The organism is Fulvivirga sp. AWR4_260, assembly GCF_056158185.1.
Map to the genome: position 1 here is coordinate 1,067,691 of NZ_JBSWSU010000001.1, position 17,214 is coordinate 1,084,904.

Here is a 17,214-nt window from a genome sequence, read left to right on the forward strand (position 1 = left end):
TTAGATGAATACAATCAGAATTGAGATTCCATCGTTATCAGAAAACATTCGAATGATTGAAAGCTTCATTGACAATGCCAAGGAGAAGTTTCAATTGAATGATGACATCTATGGTAACATTATGATTGCCGTAACTGAAGCGGTTAACAACGCGATCAAACATGGCAACCAACTAGACAAAGAAAAGAATGTAGCGCTATCATTAACGCTACACGACAGTTTAATCAAATTTATAATTGAAGATGAAGGCCCAGGTTTTGACTTTAAGAACCTTCCAGACCCCACATCTCCAGAAAACTTAGAGAAACCAGGAGGAAGAGGCATCTTTTTAATGAGGCATTTATCTGACGAGGTAACATTTAAAGACGAAGGCAAAACTGTAGAACTTAACTTCTATATAAACTAATGATCAATTTTTTCACTGAAGACATTGAATTTGAACTACATGATCCAGAACATCACCATCAATGGATCAAAAGCATCATCACTAAAGAGGGCTATGAATTAAAGGAATTAAACTACATATTCTGCTCAGATGACTACCTACACAATATCAACGTAGAGTATCTAGACCACGACACTCTAACTGATATTATCACGTTCGACAACAGTGAAGTAGAAAAAGAAATTGAAGGAGACATATTCATCAGCATTGAAAGAGTAGAGGACAATGCAAAGGACATGGATTTAGACTTCAAAAAAGAGCTTGCTCGTGTCCTTATACATGGAACACTACACCTATTAGGATATAAAGACAAGACTGCAGAAGAAAAAACAGTTATGCGACAAAAGGAAGATGAGAGCATAACTTCACTATAAATACACAACTGTTCCACGTGGAACAGTTACAGTAAGTAAAAAATAAAAACAAGGTGTTCCACGTGGAACACTTTTTATGTTTATAGATTAGATGAAAACTGTTCCACGTGGAACACTAAAAATATGTTTGAAGAGTACGATGTAATAGTAGTAGGGGCTGGTCATGCTGGATGTGAGGCCGCTCATGCAGCAGCTAAGATGGGATCGAAAGTTTTGCTAGCAACCATGAACATGAATACCATTGCTCAAATGTCATGCAATCCTGCAATGGGAGGTGTAGCCAAAGGGCAAATTGTTAGAGAAATAGATGCCTTAGGCGGTATGTCTGGTATAATCTCAGATAAGTCAATGATACAATTTAGAATGCTTAATAAGTCTAAAGGCCCTGCCATGTGGAGTCCAAGGACCCAAAACGACAGAATGCGTTTTGCTGAAGAGTGGAGATTGGCTTTAGAGCATACACCTAATGTAGACTTTTGGCAAGAAATGGTAACTGGCATCATTGTCAAAAATGGGAAAGCAGCTGGAATCAAGACAAGTTTAGGATTAGAAATAAAAGCAAAGTCTGTAGTACTCACCAATGGTACTTTCTTAAATGGTTTAATACATATTGGAGAAAAGAACTTTGGTGGTGGTCGAACTGGTGAAAGAGCAGCCAAAGGCATTACAGAAGATCTAGTTAATCTAGGATTTGAATCAGGTAGAATGAAAACAGGCACGCCTCCAAGAGTGGATAGCAGATCTTTGGACTATACCAAAATGGAAGAACAAGCCGGTGATGAAAACCCTGAAAAGTTTTCATTCAGTAACGAAACTCAGGCTTTAGAGCATCAGCGCAGCTGTCATATTACTTACACCAATTCTGATGTACACGAAACATTGCAAACGGGCTTTGAAAAGTCACCAATGTTTAATGGACGAATTCAGGGGCTAGGACCTAGGTATTGCCCGTCTATAGAAGACAAAATCAACAGATTCGCTGAAAGGGAAAGACATCAAATCTTTGTAGAACCAGAAGGCTGGAATACAGTGGAAATATATGTTAATGGCTTTTCAACCTCATTACCAGAAGATGTGCAACATAAAGCACTACGCTTGATTCCAGGTTTTGAGAATGCCAAAATGTTTAGACCTGGTTATGCCATAGAATATGATTTCTTTCCACCAACACAGTTAAACAATACTCTAGAAACCAAACTGGTAGACAACCTATACTTTGCTGGACAGATTAATGGCACCACAGGTTATGAGGAAGCAGCTTGCCAAGGTTTAATAGCAGGTATCAATGCCCACAACAAAGTTCATGAACAAGATCCATTTGTCCTTAAGAGGTCTGAAGCATATATAGGCGTACTCATTGATGACCTTATAAATAAAGGTACTAAAGAGCCATATCGTATGTTTACATCAAGAGCAGAATACAGAATACTTTTAAGACAAGACAATGCGGATATACGCTTAACTGAAAAAGGGCACAACATAGGGTTAGCCTCTGATGAGCGTCTAAAAAATGTTAATGATAAGAAAACACAGGTAGCACATCTTATCAATGATCTGAACCAAAAACGAATTGAACCCAATATAGCGAACCCTAAACTTGAAGAATTTAAGTCTGCTACATTAAAGCAACGAGGTCCTATAATCTCATTACTTAAGAGGCCAGAGTTAAACATATATCAGGTAAAATCTTTAGACCCGGCTATTGATAATTACATGAATCAGTATTCTAACCATGTGCTAGAGCAAGCTGAAATTCAGGTCAAGTATGACAGTTACATAGATAAGGAGAAGCAACTGGCAGAAAAGATGGAATCATTAGAGAATAAAAAGATAAGAGCCAACTTCAACTATGATGAGATAAAAGCACTCTCAGCTGAAGCCAGAGAAAAACTAAAGCAGGTGCAACCACAAACAATAGGGCAGGCAACAAGAATCAGTGGAGTATCACCAGCTGACATATCAATATTAATGGTTTATTTAAGCAAGTAATGTTAAAAGAATTAAGTCAATGTCCTGCATGCGGCAGTAATAACTACGTACATTATCTCAAGTGTAAGGACTATTCGGTGTCTAAGGAAACATTTAATTTAGACAGATGTAACGAATGTGATCTAATATTTACCAATCCAAGACCTAAAGATGAGGAACTGGGTAAATATTACCAGTCAGAAGACTATATATCACATAGTGACAAGTCCACCAATATCACCAATGCTATTTACAAAGTAGCCCGTAAATTTACTTTAAAAAGTAAAATAAGCCTGATTAATAAATATAGTAGCAAAGGTCATTTACTAGATATAGGCTGTGGTACAGGTCATTTCTTAACAGAAGCTAAGAATAACGGTTGGTTTGTAACAGGTATTGAACCAGACGAAAATGCTCGTAAACTATCTGTTGAAAACATTCAGGCACCGATATTTACTAACTTAAAAGAACTGCACACAGAAAAATTTGATGTCATTACCATGTGGCATGTACTGGAGCATGTAGCTGATTTAACTTGGTATGTAGGTAAATTATACGAACTACTCGCCACTAATGGTACGCTAATGATCGCAGTACCTAACCATGAATCAAAGGATGCAGAAGATTATGGTGCTGACTGGGCCGCCTATGATGTTCCTCGTCATTTGTATCATTTTAATCAAAGTACCATGCATCACTTAATGGAATTGCATCAATTTAGAATAATAGAGGTGCTACCAATGAAACTTGATTCATTTTACGTTTCTCTACTAAGTGAATCAAATACTGGCACCGGTATTATGAAATACCCAAAAGCATTGTTAGAAGGATTGAAAGCCAATAACTATGCTAGGGCCAATAATAAAAATTACTCAAGCTTAATCTATATCATTAAAAAGAAATGAGAATAATATCACGTTATGTTTTAATACCAACATTGTGTTTATTATACGCGTGTGCTAATCAATCATCACCAACAGGCGGGCCTAAAGATGAGGAACCACCTGAATTAGAAAATTCAATACCTAAGCATGAATCTACTAATTTTAAAGGTGAGCAAATAGTGTTGGAGTTCAATGAGTATATTAAACTAGATAAAGCCAAGGAACAAATAATAATAACGCCCACATTAGATTCCGAGTACGAGGTAAAATACAAAAAGAACAAAGTTATTCTTGAATTTGACGAACCTCTTAAAGATAATACCACATATTCAATCAATTTTAGAGAAGCTGTAAAAGACATTACTGAGGGCAATCCAGCAAATGAATTGATTTTAGCATTCAGTACTGGGGATTTTCTAGATTCTCTCAAAGTAGGGGGGAACGTTTATGACTTGTACACCAATCAGCCCAAAAAGGACATAACTGTATCATTATATGACAGTAAAGACACAGTAGATGTCTTTAACGGAAAACCTATTTATCTCACCAAAACAGATGAAGAAGGAAACTTTAAAATCCAGAATATCAAAGCAGGGAGTTATAAAATATATGCTCTAAACGATAAAAATAAGAATTTGATGCTGGACAGTAAATCAGAAAGTTATGGTTTTAAGTCAGATATCATTGAATTAGATAGTAATCAAAACAACATTCTAATCCCTGTATATAGCATGGATGTGCGACCTTTAGAGTTTCAAAGAGGCAGACAAACAGGCACCACGTTCAATATAAAATACAACAAATACATAGATAAAATTATATTGAATAATACTGGACATGATATATTGTACAACATTGACAATGAAAATCACAATACAGTTCAGTTTTATAATAATGTTAATCTCACCGATAGTATACAAGGTATTTTAACAGCCACAGATTCATCTCTGGCGGAGCGTACGGACACTACCTATATAAAATTTGAAACAACAGATAGAAAACCCGCCACTTTTACTCAAAAGCATAACCTAAAAAAAATACTAAGTATTACTCCAGTATTGAAAGCCGAATTCACATTTAACAAACCTGTGAAAGAAATAGTAGATGACACCGTTTACTTATTTCTTGATTCGGCTAACATAAAAATGTTTACAGCTGAAGACTTCACGTGGAACATGTACAGAGATACCGCTCATTTAAATTATAGCATAGACCCAAGCCTATTTGTTCAGCAAGATAAAAATATAACCGCTTCAGAAAGATACAACCATTCTAACGAGGCAGATACTTCCAAAGCCAAAAAGAAAGTACAGATAGCACCTTATTTCTACGTAATGAAAGGCACCTTTATAAGCGCAGAGAATGATAGCTCTACAACCATTAAAGAAGCCCTCTCATTTACTACACCTAATCAACTGGGTACAATTATAGTTAATGTAAAAACTAACGAACCAAGCTATTATCTACAACTAACAAACGAAAAAGGAGAGGTAGTAAGGCAGGTGTATAATGGAAAGGACTTTAGGTTTGATAATGTAACTCCTGGTGATTATAAACTAAGAGCTCTCATTGACAACAATGGGAATCAAAAATGGGATTTGGGTAATATTCTATTTAATAAAGAGCCAGAAGAAATCAAGTTTTACAGTACATCGGAAGGAAATGAGAAACTCACACTAAGAGCTAATTGGGAATTAGGTCCTAACAACTTCGAGTTTTAGTGTGGATAACCCACATAATAATGTGTGGAAATCTCAAACGCTAATGTGGGAAACAGAAAAGAATTTAAAAATTGAACTAAGATGTGTGGATTATCTAAAACAACTCAGAGTTTTCCTTCAGGTAATCCACACTTACAACAAATTCACATTCATTATCCACAATGTGAACTAGAATGTTGATTGAAATTATAAACTAATGAAAATCAGTACTTTAAACTAATTTTTCTGTGTGGATAAATATTTGATAAGTGTTAAAATGATAAACAAGTTATATATCCAAATTTAGTTTTACTCATTTATCCACTTATCCACAGCATAATAAATAATAATAAACTTTAATTAATATATATATATTATAATATAGGGATGTTGAAAGTGTGAATAACATGAAAAGATATATCGGACTCATTACTCTACTTTGTGTTTTAAGCTTTTCTTTAAAAGCTCAAAACAATGTAGATGTACAGTTGGCTAATGAATATTATTCTAAAGGTGAATTTGAAAAGGCTAAAAGTCTTTACGAAGACCTTGCGAAAAATTTGCGCAATATTTCACTTATCCACAGTAATTATTATTTCCTTCTATTGAAATCTGGCGATTTTAAAGAAGCTGAAAAGTACATAAAAAATCTCAACAAAAAATTTCCGGCCGAACTGGAATACCGCTTAGACTTAGGTTTGCTGTATCAATATCAAGCTGAAGAAGAAAAAGCCGACAAATATTTTAAAGATATTATTGCTGAAATAAAAGGTAATACTTTCCATACAAGAGTAGCTGCTGAGTATTTTATCAATAAGCAGCTGAACCAATACGCTGTTTTAACTTATCAACAAGCCAGAAAAAATTCTTCTAATGACGCGGCATTTGGATTGGAGCTAGCCAACCTTTACCGTATTATGAACAAAAAAGATGAAATGGTGGAAGAGTATTTAAATTACATTACTCAAAATCCGTCTAATGTGGCCTATGTTGAAAACACCCTTCAAAATCTTTTGACCACTCCCGAAGAATATGAGGCTTTGGAAAATTTACTGTTGGATAAAATTCAAAAAAATCCGGATAGTCAAATTTTCTCTGAGTTATTGATTTGGGTTAACCTTCAGCAGAAAAATTTTTATGGTGCCTTTGTTCAGGCACGTGCTGTGGATAAACGTTTAAAAACTGGTGGAGCAAAATCTTTGAATATAGGATTCATTGCTCTCGATAACAAAGATTACAATACTGCTATCAAAATTTTCGATTATGTGATTAATGAGTTTCCCGATTCGCACAATCAAATGCTCGCTAAAATGTATTTGATAAAGGCTTATGAGCAGAAAGTGAAAAATACCTATCCTGTAGAACTCAACGATATAGTAATTCTTATTGAAGACTATCAGGAATTTATAGATGAATCAGGAATGAGTAGTAGTACTTTGGAAGCTATGCGGAGCAAAGCACTATTGCATGCATTTTATCTTGATCAAAGAGATTCAGCTATTACATTGTTAAAAAAAATCATAAATACGCCAAGGGCAAATTCGGATATTGTGGCTCAGTCTAAATTAGACTTAGGAGATATTTATTTGTTGGATGCACAACCATGGGAGTCTACATTGCTGTACTCCCAAGTGGAAAAAGACAATAAAGAATCGCCATTAGGATATGAAGCCAAATTGAAAAATGCTAAACTTTCTTACTTCAAAGGAGATTTTCAATTGGCTCAAGAACATCTCGATATTCTGAAAGAAGCAACTACTAGGGAAATAGCCAATGATGCCATGGCTTTAAGTATTTTAATCAAAGACAATGTGGCGCTAGATTCTTCAGAAACCGCAATGAAAAATTATGCTGCTATAGAACTTTTGCTGTTTCAGCATAAGGAAGATAGCGCATTATCAGAAATTAAAAATATGTTGAAGCAGTATTCAGGCCATAGTTTAACCGATGAGCTTTTGTGGAAAGAAGCTGAAATAATGAAAAAACAAGGCAAATTTTCGGAAGCCATTCTGTTGCTTTCTAAAATTGTGGAAGAGTATGATTACGATATCTTAAGTGATGATGCTTATTTTATGATTGCTTCAATTTATGACAAGCAGCTGAACGAAAAGCAAAAAGCAATGGAGATTTATAGAGACTTTCTCACAAAATACCCCGGAAGTGTTTTTGTAGCCGAAGCAAGAAAGCGATTTAGGGCCCTCAGAGGAGATTATACGGACGTTAGCCAGCAATACTAATTTCTGTGCGCTGTATAAAGCCTTCGTTTTGACGATTTCAAAAATTAAGTATTATTTTAAGCCGTTCTAAGAATGCTTTGGTGTATTGGGTCGAATAAAATGTATAAGTTTCTTAAACCACGCTTAAAATCGCTTAGAATATCTAGTTTGTCTTCAGCCTGTATGCCGGAATTTGATTTAGCTAAAATTTTTAATGCCATGAGATCGCTAATCATTAGCATAGACCAAGTGCTAATTACTCAAACAAGAGAGACGGAACTATGGTAATTGGAATAGGAGGAGTGAGTAGGGCTGGCAAAACTACGTTTGCTCATATTTTGGCCAAATCATTTGATGATGTTCATATTTTTCATCAAGATGATTTTGCTTATCCTGAAAATCAAATACCAAAAATTAAAGATAGAACAGATTGGGAACATCCAAAGTCTATCAATTTCAAAAAGCTTTTAGCACATATTCACACTTGCTCCGCCAAGGTGATTATTGTAGAAGGCTTGTTGGCGTTTTATGATTTCGATTTGAACCAGCTCTATGACAAAAGGTATTTTCTCAAAATAGAAAAGTCATTGTTTTTAAAGAGAAAATTGGAGGATAACAGATGGGGAGCTGAACCAAACTGGTATATTGAGCACATCTGGAAAAGTTATAATCAATATGGTTTGCCATCCCATGTGGATAACTTAGAGATTATCAACATTTCTGAAAATAAAAGACCGGCATTTGCCGGTCTCTAATAACTCAAAATATTGCTTATTTAATTCCAGGAAGGTTTTTTGGTATTGGTTGATGCCATTTGAAATTAGCCTCTACCTTTTGTGGATAAACTTGGGATAAGTCATCACCTTTATATAATCTTCCATTTTTCATCACCAAATTAATGGTGTTGCTGTTCCTAATATTTTCTAACGGATTTTTATCTAAAATTAACAAATCAGCTACCTTACCTTTTTCGATAGAACCAAGATCGTTTTGCAAACCAATGGCTTCCGCTCCAATAATTGTGGCAATTTTTAAAGCTTCGTGTTCGGTTAACCCGCCAGATTGTACAGACCATAATTCCCAATGATATCCCAAACCTTGTAACTGACCATGAGAACCAATTCCTGACAATCCGCCTGCATCAATTAAATCTTTTACAAATTTTGCATGATCTTCAAAAACGTATTCTTCATCCATAAACCAGCCCGCTTTTCTTCTTCTTGTTTTCGCATCTAATTCTGACTTCGGAGTGTAGTAATTTAGTTTTTTATCGTACTGCACATTTTCACTTTCGTAATAATAATTTTCAGCCCAAGGTCCACCATAAGAAACAAGCAGGGTAGGAGTGTAGGCAGTTTGTGATTCGCTAACAAATTTTACAACATCTTTATACAATGGATATATAGGAAAACTATGTTCATGACCTGGATATCCATCAATTATCTGAGTCATGTTCAGTTTAAAATTCAGGGCTCCTTCAGTAGTAGGCATCAACTTTTGTTCTTTCGCAGCCATAATTATCCACTGCCTTTGTTGTCGATTTCCCGTGATGTACATTTTAATTGTTTTGGTGTGGTAGTATTCAGAATACTGTTTTAGAATATCCCTTGCTTGATCTAGGTTTTTAATGTTATAAGCCCAAAATCCAACACCAGGTCCCGTGGAGTAAATTCGAGGCCCAACCATTTTTCCACTTTCCACCATGTCTGCATAGGTAAGTACATCTGTAGTTCCAGTTTGTGGATCTCGAGTTGTGGTTACCCCATAGCCCAAGTTAGCTGCATATTGCCATGTCTCATTTTTTTCTAAACCCCAAGCTGGTCTTAGGTGAGCGTGTGTATCAACAAAACCGGGCAAAATAGTTTTTCCTGTAAAATCCATTCTTTCAACATCCTGACCAACTGCTATTTCACCATGCTTTTTAACATCAACAATTCGGTTATCCACAATGTATATGTCACCATTTTCAATTATCTCATCTCCAGCCATGGTGATGACCCTTGCATTTTCAAGAAGAATTTTCGCATGTGGTACATCTCGTTTTACCTTAACTTTAATTCTAAGTTCGTTGGCTTCATAGGGTTTTGTACCCTTTTCTTCTTTTTTATCATCGGCACTGTTTCCATCATCTTTTTTAGCCTCTTTTTCTGCTTCTATTTTTAGGTCAATTTGTTTGGCTTCATCCAGATCGTAGCTGAATAATGCATTACCGATAGCCCAATAAACTTTTTTGGCTTGGTGCCCCCAGCTAGGAAATTGGCCTCCAATCTTAGTAAGTTTTTTTGCTGGAAATGCCGCATTTGCAGGATTTGCAACAGCTATTTTTACCACATCTTTACCAATGAGTGGTACCGTTACAGCATATATTTCATTGTGAATTTGTACCAAAGCTTGATCACCTTCCGGTGCCATTAAAATTAATCCTGCATTTGAAGGTTTGCTAGGAGCTTCGGCATCTTCAGTGTGTAAAATAGAATGATCATGCAAATCGAGTCCGCTAATTCCAAATCCATAAGGCGTGATTCCGGTAACTTTTAAAATTTCTTTTTCATCAGTTCCATCCCATCTAATAGATACTAGACCTTTACCACCGCTATATAAAAATATTCTGTCGCTATTGTTGGTGAAGTGTGGATAACTCCTGCCTTTAGATTTATCTATAAAATTTATTTCGCCACCTTTGCTACTTATCCAACAGATGTCCTCTTGTGTTTTAAAACCAACGGGTCCTGTACTATTTAAAAAATTTTGTCTGGCACCTTTAAGAAAAACTATTTTATCGCCAGTATTATTCCAGGCAGGGGAAGTATAGGTAGCGGGTACTTTTGTTAATTGAATAGGTTTGGCTTTTCCCTTGGTATTCACTTTATAAATATGCCCACCTTCTGCAGCTTGCCAACTAACAAAAGCTAAATATTTACCATCAGGACTCCAGCTTGGCATAGCTTCATTAAAATCAAAATTTGTTATTTTTCGTGGTTGGCCATCTGGCAAATCCATAACATATAATTCGTTTAGAGCAGTAAAGGCAACTTGATTTCCATTAGGAGAAATTTGCACATCTCTAATTTGAGTAACGGTCATTTCTGTGCTGTCGGAAATAGGATAGGTGAATTTTAGTTGTGGGCCCAATTCTATTTCAGTATCAATTTCAAAAGGAATGTTTGTGGCTTCACCACCTGCTATGGGTATACTATAAATTTTTCCTCCATAAGATGCAATTAGATTTTTGCTATCCGGTGTAAAAGACATGGCTGGCAAAACTCCAAGAGGTGCTATGGATTCTTGCTCATCTCTTTGTACAGGATACGCCAACCACTTTTCATCTCCTGTTTTTAAATTTCTTAAAATTAATCCGGTTTCTACATTGTATCTAGTTCCATAAACCAGCCATTGGCCATCAGGCGATAAGGTTGGAGTAAAAGCCGATCCATATCGGTTAGTAACAACAGAAGATTCTCCTGTTTCACGATCATAAGTGGCTAACTGATACTGAGGTAAACCTGCATTATATTCCCAGCCAGAATTTCTTTTCGAATACCAAATGTATCTTCCATCGGTGCTGAAAGCGGGCTCCACAGTTTTTAAATATTCAGGTTTGCTTATGATGGCTGCACCCGATCCCCCGTCTATGTGATAGATATGAAGTTTCAAATTTCTGGTTCCTTGGGCAGTTACAATGTATTTGCCATCAGGTGAAAATTCTGCAGATTGGTAAGTGTTGTTATTTCCTTTTGTTATGAGTTTGGTAGATTTATCATTAAGGTCAATAGTCCAAGCGTTTTCGCCACCACTTCGGTCAGAGATGAAAACTATTTTTTTTCCATCAGGACTATAACGAGGGTTAGAATCGAAGGCCATTCCTTCAGTTAGTTTTTCAGCTTTTCCGCCTTCAATGGGCAAAAGGTACAAATCACCTAGCATGTCAAAAACTATCTGTTTACCATCTGGGCTTACATCAAGCGAAATCCAAGAGGCTTCGTCCGTTTCGATTTTTATTTTCCTTTCGGCAGAAAGGGGCAATTCTTTTTTTGTCTCTTCGCGAGATACAGTGTCTGCAACAGCTATACTATCTTGTTGTGCAAAACAAGGTATATAAATTAGCCCGCAGACCATTAGGCTCATCAATAATTTCATGAAAAAAACATTTTTTTGAAAAATTAATTAAAATGCCACTTTAGTGATAGAATAATTATGCAAGTGGTTAGTTATTAGTATTTTTTGTTGGAATTAAAGATCACGTTAATTCATCTTCATGTTATCATAATGCAATCATAATGAATGAGATAGCAACGTATTTCTGAAAATACGTTTACTTTTGTATGGTTTAATGGTTGATTTTAGATGATGAAAAGTATTTTCAAAAAAATGAGAATCAAAACAAAATTGCTTCTTGCGTTTGGTTCTATACTACTACTTTCGGTGCTGTTGGTAATCCTCACTATTTCTGCTATCAATTCTATTCTCGATTTGCGAGAACTTAGAAGTGTGGTAGACAGAACTCATATTATGGTTTTAAATACTGACTTGCATTTAAAAGATTTTGCTAACCGAGGTTTTAAAGACGATCAATTTCTACAAACAGGAGAAAGTAAACTGATTAAAAGTTTCAACGGTACTATGGATTCTGTTAAAGTAGATTTACAAATGTTGTCTGATTTAAAGTATTTCGAAGATCCTGAATCTGATCATTTTTTAACAGAGCTGAAGGAGCATGTGGATAACTATCATATTCTGTTTAATGATTTAGTTGAACTTTATAAAATTAGAGGTTTTCAAGATTATGGATTAGAGGGCAAACTAAGAGAAGCCATTCATACTGTGGAAAACTCTACCTATAATTTTAATGCTGCAGATATGCTCATGTTGCGGAGGCACGAAAAAGATTTCTTTCTCCGTAAGGACATGAAATATTTGAATAAGTTCAATACTGCAGTAGTTGATTTCAAAAACGATATAGGCAATACAAACAATTCTGATTTCGAAAAGAATGATATAATTGCTAGCCTCGGAATGTACCAGAGTTTATTTAATGAGATTGTTAAACTTGAAGAAAATATTGGTTTAAGTAATAGTGTTGGTGTGCTTGGTAAAATTAACGATGAAGCAGCTTTAGTGGAAGGCGATATTTTAAAACTGACCAATCATATTCAATATAAAACAGATAGTTTAACTTCTAAAAGTATAATGTTGATAGTTGCTCTGTTTGCCGGTCAGTTGGTGGTGGGACTCTTATTGGTGTTGGTATATTCAGGACTTATTACCAAAAGTATAAAAGAAATTAAAGATGCAATGGTCGATCTTTCAAATGGTGTTTTTCCTGATGATTTGAAAACGAGATCTAACGATGAACTAGCAGAAACTAAGAAGGCATTAAATCAATTGGTTGAAAGAATAAAAACAGCTGTAAATTTTGCTCGATCATTAGGTAAAGGAAATTTGAAAATTAAATATGATGACCGTTTTAATAATGATGTTTTGGCCAGTTCAATTATTGATATGCAAGAACAACTCATTGATTCTGAACAAAAGCAAAGCCTGATTAATTGGTCAAATGAAGGGTTAGCAAAATTCACTGAAATACTGAAAAATGAGTCTGATAATATTCAAGCATTAGGTGATGACATAGTATCTCAAATGACTAAATATTTGATGGCGAATCAGGGGGCACTGTATATTATTAGAGAGGATGAAGATATTTACAGAATAGCTACTTATGCTTATGAGAAAAAGAGATTTGTTGAAGAAAAATTAAATGCTGGGCAAGGCTTAGTGGGGCAGGCAATATTAGAAGGAGAAACAATTTACGTAACGGATATACCTGAAAGCTACGTTAAAATTACTAGTGGGCTAGGTGCAGCTACACCTTCGTGTGTGTTAATAGTACCTCTTAAAATAAGAGAAGAAATAGTAGGTGCATTGGAGTTAGCTTCGTTTAGCGAGTTTGCAAAACATGAAATTGAGTTTGTAGAAAATGTAGCCGATAATATTGCCAATATTATTGCCAGTAAACAGTCTTCAGAAAACATGAAGAATCTTGTACATGAGGCAGAGCAACAAACAGAAAAATTGTCGGAGCGAGAAAGCGAATTGCTGTTATTGAGAGAGGAGCTAGAAGGCTACAAAGAGGAGAGGAGACGAAAAGCCGAGATGGCTGAAAATATATAAATTAAAAAGGATACTTATAGGTATCCTTTTTTGTATCCAATAGAATCCTCTTTTAAGTAATATGTAAATGTAGATTTATAAGTTGTATCAAATTGTACTGAATCCTTTTTGAAAATAGCCTTAACCATCACATCCACAGATTTAGTACCTTCTGTATTTCTATCATCAAACTCAAAGCTTAGCTTTCCCATATCGTTGATGGATTCAAATTCTCTTAAATAATCAATCTCTCCAATGTCGTAATTAAACATTTTCTCATATTGCAGACCATTATATTCTGCAATGGCCGCTAGTCGATCATCTTGTTCAAGCCAATATTTCATATTATAAATCTTACTTGAAAATGCGGTATCTGACGGCAAACTATATTTTACTGTTGGAGAGGTTTTGGATAGTTCACGTATCATTAAATCATTAAAATCTTGTTGGCTGATGGATGTTTGCTTACCTGCATTTGGGTTATTAATGTGATGAAATAGCATGGCTATTGAAAAGATTATTAATAGTAGGTTGCCCATTTTTCCAAAAGTGCGGTTTTCGGGTTCACTATCTTTAAGGCCAAGTAATAAGCCAACAATACTTATCAACAAACTGATGCTTAAACCTGAAATAGTAAATGGAGAATAGGCTGCATCAAGCTGTATGTATAAAGGTGTTAAAAAAGTTATTAGTAAAATGAGTATGCTTAGTAGTAATAGTTTGAAGCCTTTCATAATTATTTAGTGTGATTTATAAGCAGGCACGAAATTAGAAAAAATATATAAGTAAAGATATGACGAATGTTAGTCATTTAATTTTTCTGCGTAGTACAGTTTTATATATCCAAATATTTAGACTGTCTAGTCAATCGTTTTAATGTTAATTAACATCAATTTGTGTATAAATAATCACATTAAGCATGTTTCTCAACTTTTAGACTGATTAGTCAGTTTTTATGTATATAAATAATTAGTTATCAACAGCCTTATGTTTATAGATTAACAGTGGAAGTAGAAATGAATGTGAAATGTGGAGATGAGTAAAAAGACTGATAGCCAGATTTGTTGGTCGTACTTAACAAAATCTGGCTATCAGTTATATGTTCAAAGTCGAGATGAAACAATTTACAACCTTAAACGCCTTAAATTTATGAAAAAAAATGTATTAGCAATGGTTTTCATAAATTTAATTTTGAATTGAAATGGATTTCGGTCTTAATCTTCTATACCTCTAACACTTGTCTATTTTTAACATTAATATAAATGGTGAATCAAAATTTTAAATTTAAAAGTCTAATTATGTTCAACAACAAACGTGGTATTTTTAATTATCTTTTATTGATAACTTGCGTTATATATGGGTGTAGTGGTAACAATTATAACGCACCTACTACAAGTGAGGACGGATTTATTCAAATGGTGGTTGAAATTCCTGCTGGAACGAACAAGAAATTTGAGTTTAACCCAACTACGGGCGAATTTGAACTTGATACCATAAATGGCAAAGGTCGGATTATTCAGTTCTTACCTTATCCGGGTAATTATGGTTTTATTCCTTCCACATTAATGGATACTGCCAGAGGTGGTGACGGAGATGCTTTAGACATACTGGTGGTTTCTGAAACTTTGCCTCAAGCTACTTTGCTTGAAGTAATTCCTGTGGGAGTACTACATCTTATTGATAGAGGGGAGCAAGATGACAAAATAATAGCCGTGCCCGCTGCTGAAAATTTAAGAATTATCGAGTGTGAAGATTTCGCTTGCCTTGATAAACAATATCCTAATGCCCTTGCCATTATAGAAAAATGGTTTACAAGTTATAAAGGAGTTGGGAAAATGAAGACTAACGGTTGGGGTGATGAAAAGGAGGCTATGAGAATTATTGATAAGTGGAAAAAAAATGATTGAAACAATTAATATGACTTTGAAATGAATATTTTAAAACCCAAGTACTGGCTTTCCGCCTTAGCGGTAGTGGCCGCCTGTGGAGCAGGCATATCGGAAGAAATTGTAGATGCCATCTCAAAAAGTTTTGAAACAGGTGTTTCTCAAGGTCAGATTGAAAACCCTGCTATTAATGAAGCCTCAGGAATAGCTGAGGGCATAAATAATGCAGGTATGTTATGGACTCATAACGATAGTGGTGGTAAACCGCGCATTTTTCTTATAGATGAGCATGGTAAAGACAAGGGTACATACCAAATTCAAGGAGTAAAGAACCGAGACTGGGAAGATATAGCCACCGGACCTGGACCGGAAAAAGGTAAGAATTATATCTACATTGCTGAAACAGGCGATAATCTGGCTCGATTTGAAGATAAATATATCTATCGTTTTGAAGAGCCTATGCCTGGTACAGAGAAAGTGGTGAGTAAGGTGGACAAGATATCTATCGTTTATCCTGATGGAAAAAGAGATGCTGAGTGTTTAATGGTGGATCCGTTAACTAAGGATTTATACATAGTGTCGAAACGAGAAAAGAGTGTTTCTGTGTATAAGGTAGTTTATCCACAAGCTGTTGATAAAGATAATAAGATGGAAAAGGTGTGTACTATTCCGCTTAATAATGTGGTGGCAGGAGATATTTCTTCTGATGGCTTAGAGATTCTTATAAAAACATATAGCAAAATTTACTATTGGAATAGAGATGCTAATACTAGCATAGCTGATGCATTAATGAAAGAGCCTTCAGAAATTCCATATACTGCCGAACCTCAAGGCGAAGCCATCGCATGGAAAAAGGACGGATCTGGTTTCTTTACTTTAAGCGAAGAACCTCTTGGACTTGAGGCCATGTTATATTATTACAAACGCAAGTAATCTTGATAATTACTTAACAAAGCTCATTTTTAGCTGTTATAATAATTATTGAATGTAAATAATACAGCTATGAGTGATAATAGAAAAACAAGCCGAGGCCTTCTTGTAGGTTTTATCTTGGCATGTGTGGCTTTTCTAGGATATCAGTACTTTATGGCAGCTGAAAGTGAAGCCACACTAGAACATGAAAAAGTGGTAAGGGAAAGTGAGACACAAATCTCTGGTAAGTTAAACCGAGAGCGAAAGCTCAGGGCTATTGATGCTTATATATCATTTGTGGAGCATGCGCCTGCTGACAACCCAACTGAATATGCGAAAAATGCTTTGACTAGAATGGGGCGAGCTTTTGATGACCTTAGTGAGGTTACAGCTTTAGAGGCAGATGATGTACTGGATTTTAACAAAGCAGTAAACAACTTTGATACGCAAGCTTCTGCAGAGGACTTAAAAGATTTATTAACACAGGCTAATACTTTGTTTGATGATATTGATCTTGATGTTAATAAAGAAGTGGATAGAGATATGTACAAGCTAGAGCAAGACATTAATTCTATTGAGGATAATGTAAGCCTTGCTGATCAATCTGATGTAGTTAATGATTATTTTAATGACACCAGACAAATGATGAGTGACTTAAAAGTATTGATATAAAAAAGAAGGC

At 35.2% G+C, this 17,214-nt stretch carries 13 protein-coding genes; 11 read left to right on the plus strand and 2 right to left on the minus strand.

Going from position 1 to position 17,214, the window contains the following annotated elements:
• Positions 1–4: 4 nt before the first annotated feature.
• The 7 genes from ACXACQ_RS04560 to ACXACQ_RS04590 all read left to right on the plus strand — a co-directional run bounded on the left by ACXACQ_RS04560 (position 5) and on the right by ACXACQ_RS04590 (position 8,342).
• Positions 5–406, plus strand: a complete 402-nt coding sequence (locus ACXACQ_RS04560) for an ATP-binding protein (protein ID WP_474974746.1) — start codon at positions 5–7, stop codon at positions 404–406.
• Positions 406–819: an rRNA maturation RNase YbeY gene (ybeY, locus tag ACXACQ_RS04565; protein ID WP_474974747.1), complete on the plus strand. Its 414-nt coding sequence runs from the start codon at positions 406–408 to the stop codon at positions 817–819. The genes ACXACQ_RS04560 and ybeY overlap by 1 nt, the downstream gene beginning before the upstream one ends.
• A gap of 123 nt (positions 820–942) precedes the next feature.
• A complete protein-coding gene (gene mnmG, locus ACXACQ_RS04570) occupies positions 943–2,808 on the plus strand; it encodes a tRNA uridine-5-carboxymethylaminomethyl(34) synthesis enzyme MnmG (RefSeq protein ID WP_474974748.1) in 1,866 nt (621 codons plus the stop codon).
• The gene (locus ACXACQ_RS04575; RefSeq protein ID WP_474974749.1) at positions 2,808–3,692 is read left to right on the plus strand and encodes a class I SAM-dependent methyltransferase; all 885 of its coding nucleotides are present in this window, start codon (positions 2,808–2,810) and stop codon (positions 3,690–3,692) included. The genes mnmG and ACXACQ_RS04575 overlap by 1 nt, the downstream gene beginning before the upstream one ends.
• A complete protein-coding gene (locus ACXACQ_RS04580) occupies positions 3,689–5,392 on the plus strand; it encodes an Ig-like domain-containing domain (protein WP_474974750.1) in 1,704 nt (567 codons plus the stop codon). The genes ACXACQ_RS04575 and ACXACQ_RS04580 overlap by 4 nt, the downstream gene beginning before the upstream one ends.
• Positions 5,393–5,778: 386 nt before the next feature.
• Entirely contained in the window at positions 5,779–7,608 is a 1,830-nt protein-coding gene (locus ACXACQ_RS04585; protein ID WP_474974751.1) for a tetratricopeptide repeat protein, read from the plus strand.
• 260 nt (positions 7,609–7,868) lie between these two features.
• Positions 7,869–8,342, plus strand: a complete 474-nt coding sequence (locus ACXACQ_RS04590) for a nucleoside/nucleotide kinase family protein (protein ID WP_474974752.1) — start codon at positions 7,869–7,871, stop codon at positions 8,340–8,342.
• A gap of 16 nt (positions 8,343–8,358) precedes the next feature.
• Here the strand turns inward: ACXACQ_RS04590 and ACXACQ_RS04595 are convergent, their stop codons facing one another.
• Positions 8,359–11,724 (minus strand): amidohydrolase family protein, encoded by a 3,366-nt coding sequence (locus ACXACQ_RS04595; RefSeq protein WP_474974753.1) that lies wholly within the window; start codon positions 11,722–11,724, stop codon positions 8,359–8,361.
• Positions 11,725–11,955: 231 nt separating this feature from the next.
• On the opposite strand from ACXACQ_RS04595, the gene ACXACQ_RS04600 reads away from it, so the two are divergent.
• Positions 11,956–13,755, plus strand: a complete 1,800-nt coding sequence (locus tag ACXACQ_RS04600; protein ID WP_474974754.1) for a GAF domain-containing protein — start codon at positions 11,956–11,958, stop codon at positions 13,753–13,755.
• 14 nt (positions 13,756–13,769) lie between these two features.
• Here ACXACQ_RS04600 and ACXACQ_RS04605 read toward each other — a convergent pair whose 3' ends face one another.
• On the minus strand, positions 13,770–14,468 hold the full coding sequence (locus ACXACQ_RS04605; protein ID WP_474974755.1) for a hypothetical protein: 699 nt from the start codon (positions 14,466–14,468) through the stop codon (positions 13,770–13,772).
• A gap of 564 nt (positions 14,469–15,032) precedes the next feature.
• On the opposite strand from ACXACQ_RS04605, the gene ACXACQ_RS04610 reads away from it, so the two are divergent.
• The 3 genes from ACXACQ_RS04610 (at position 15,033) to ACXACQ_RS04620 (ending at position 17,204) form a co-directional block, all read left to right on the plus strand.
• Positions 15,033–15,641: an inorganic diphosphatase gene (locus ACXACQ_RS04610; protein ID WP_474974756.1), complete on the plus strand. Its 609-nt coding sequence runs from the start codon at positions 15,033–15,035 to the stop codon at positions 15,639–15,641.
• Positions 15,642–15,662: 21 nt separating this feature from the next.
• Entirely contained in the window at positions 15,663–16,553 is an 891-nt protein-coding gene (locus ACXACQ_RS04615) for a hypothetical protein (RefSeq protein ID WP_474974757.1), read from the plus strand.
• 69 nt (positions 16,554–16,622) lie between these two features.
• The gene (locus tag ACXACQ_RS04620) at positions 16,623–17,204 is read left to right on the plus strand and encodes a hypothetical protein (protein ID WP_474974758.1); all 582 of its coding nucleotides are present in this window, start codon (positions 16,623–16,625) and stop codon (positions 17,202–17,204) included.
• The last annotated feature ends 10 nt before the right edge of the window (positions 17,205–17,214 follow it).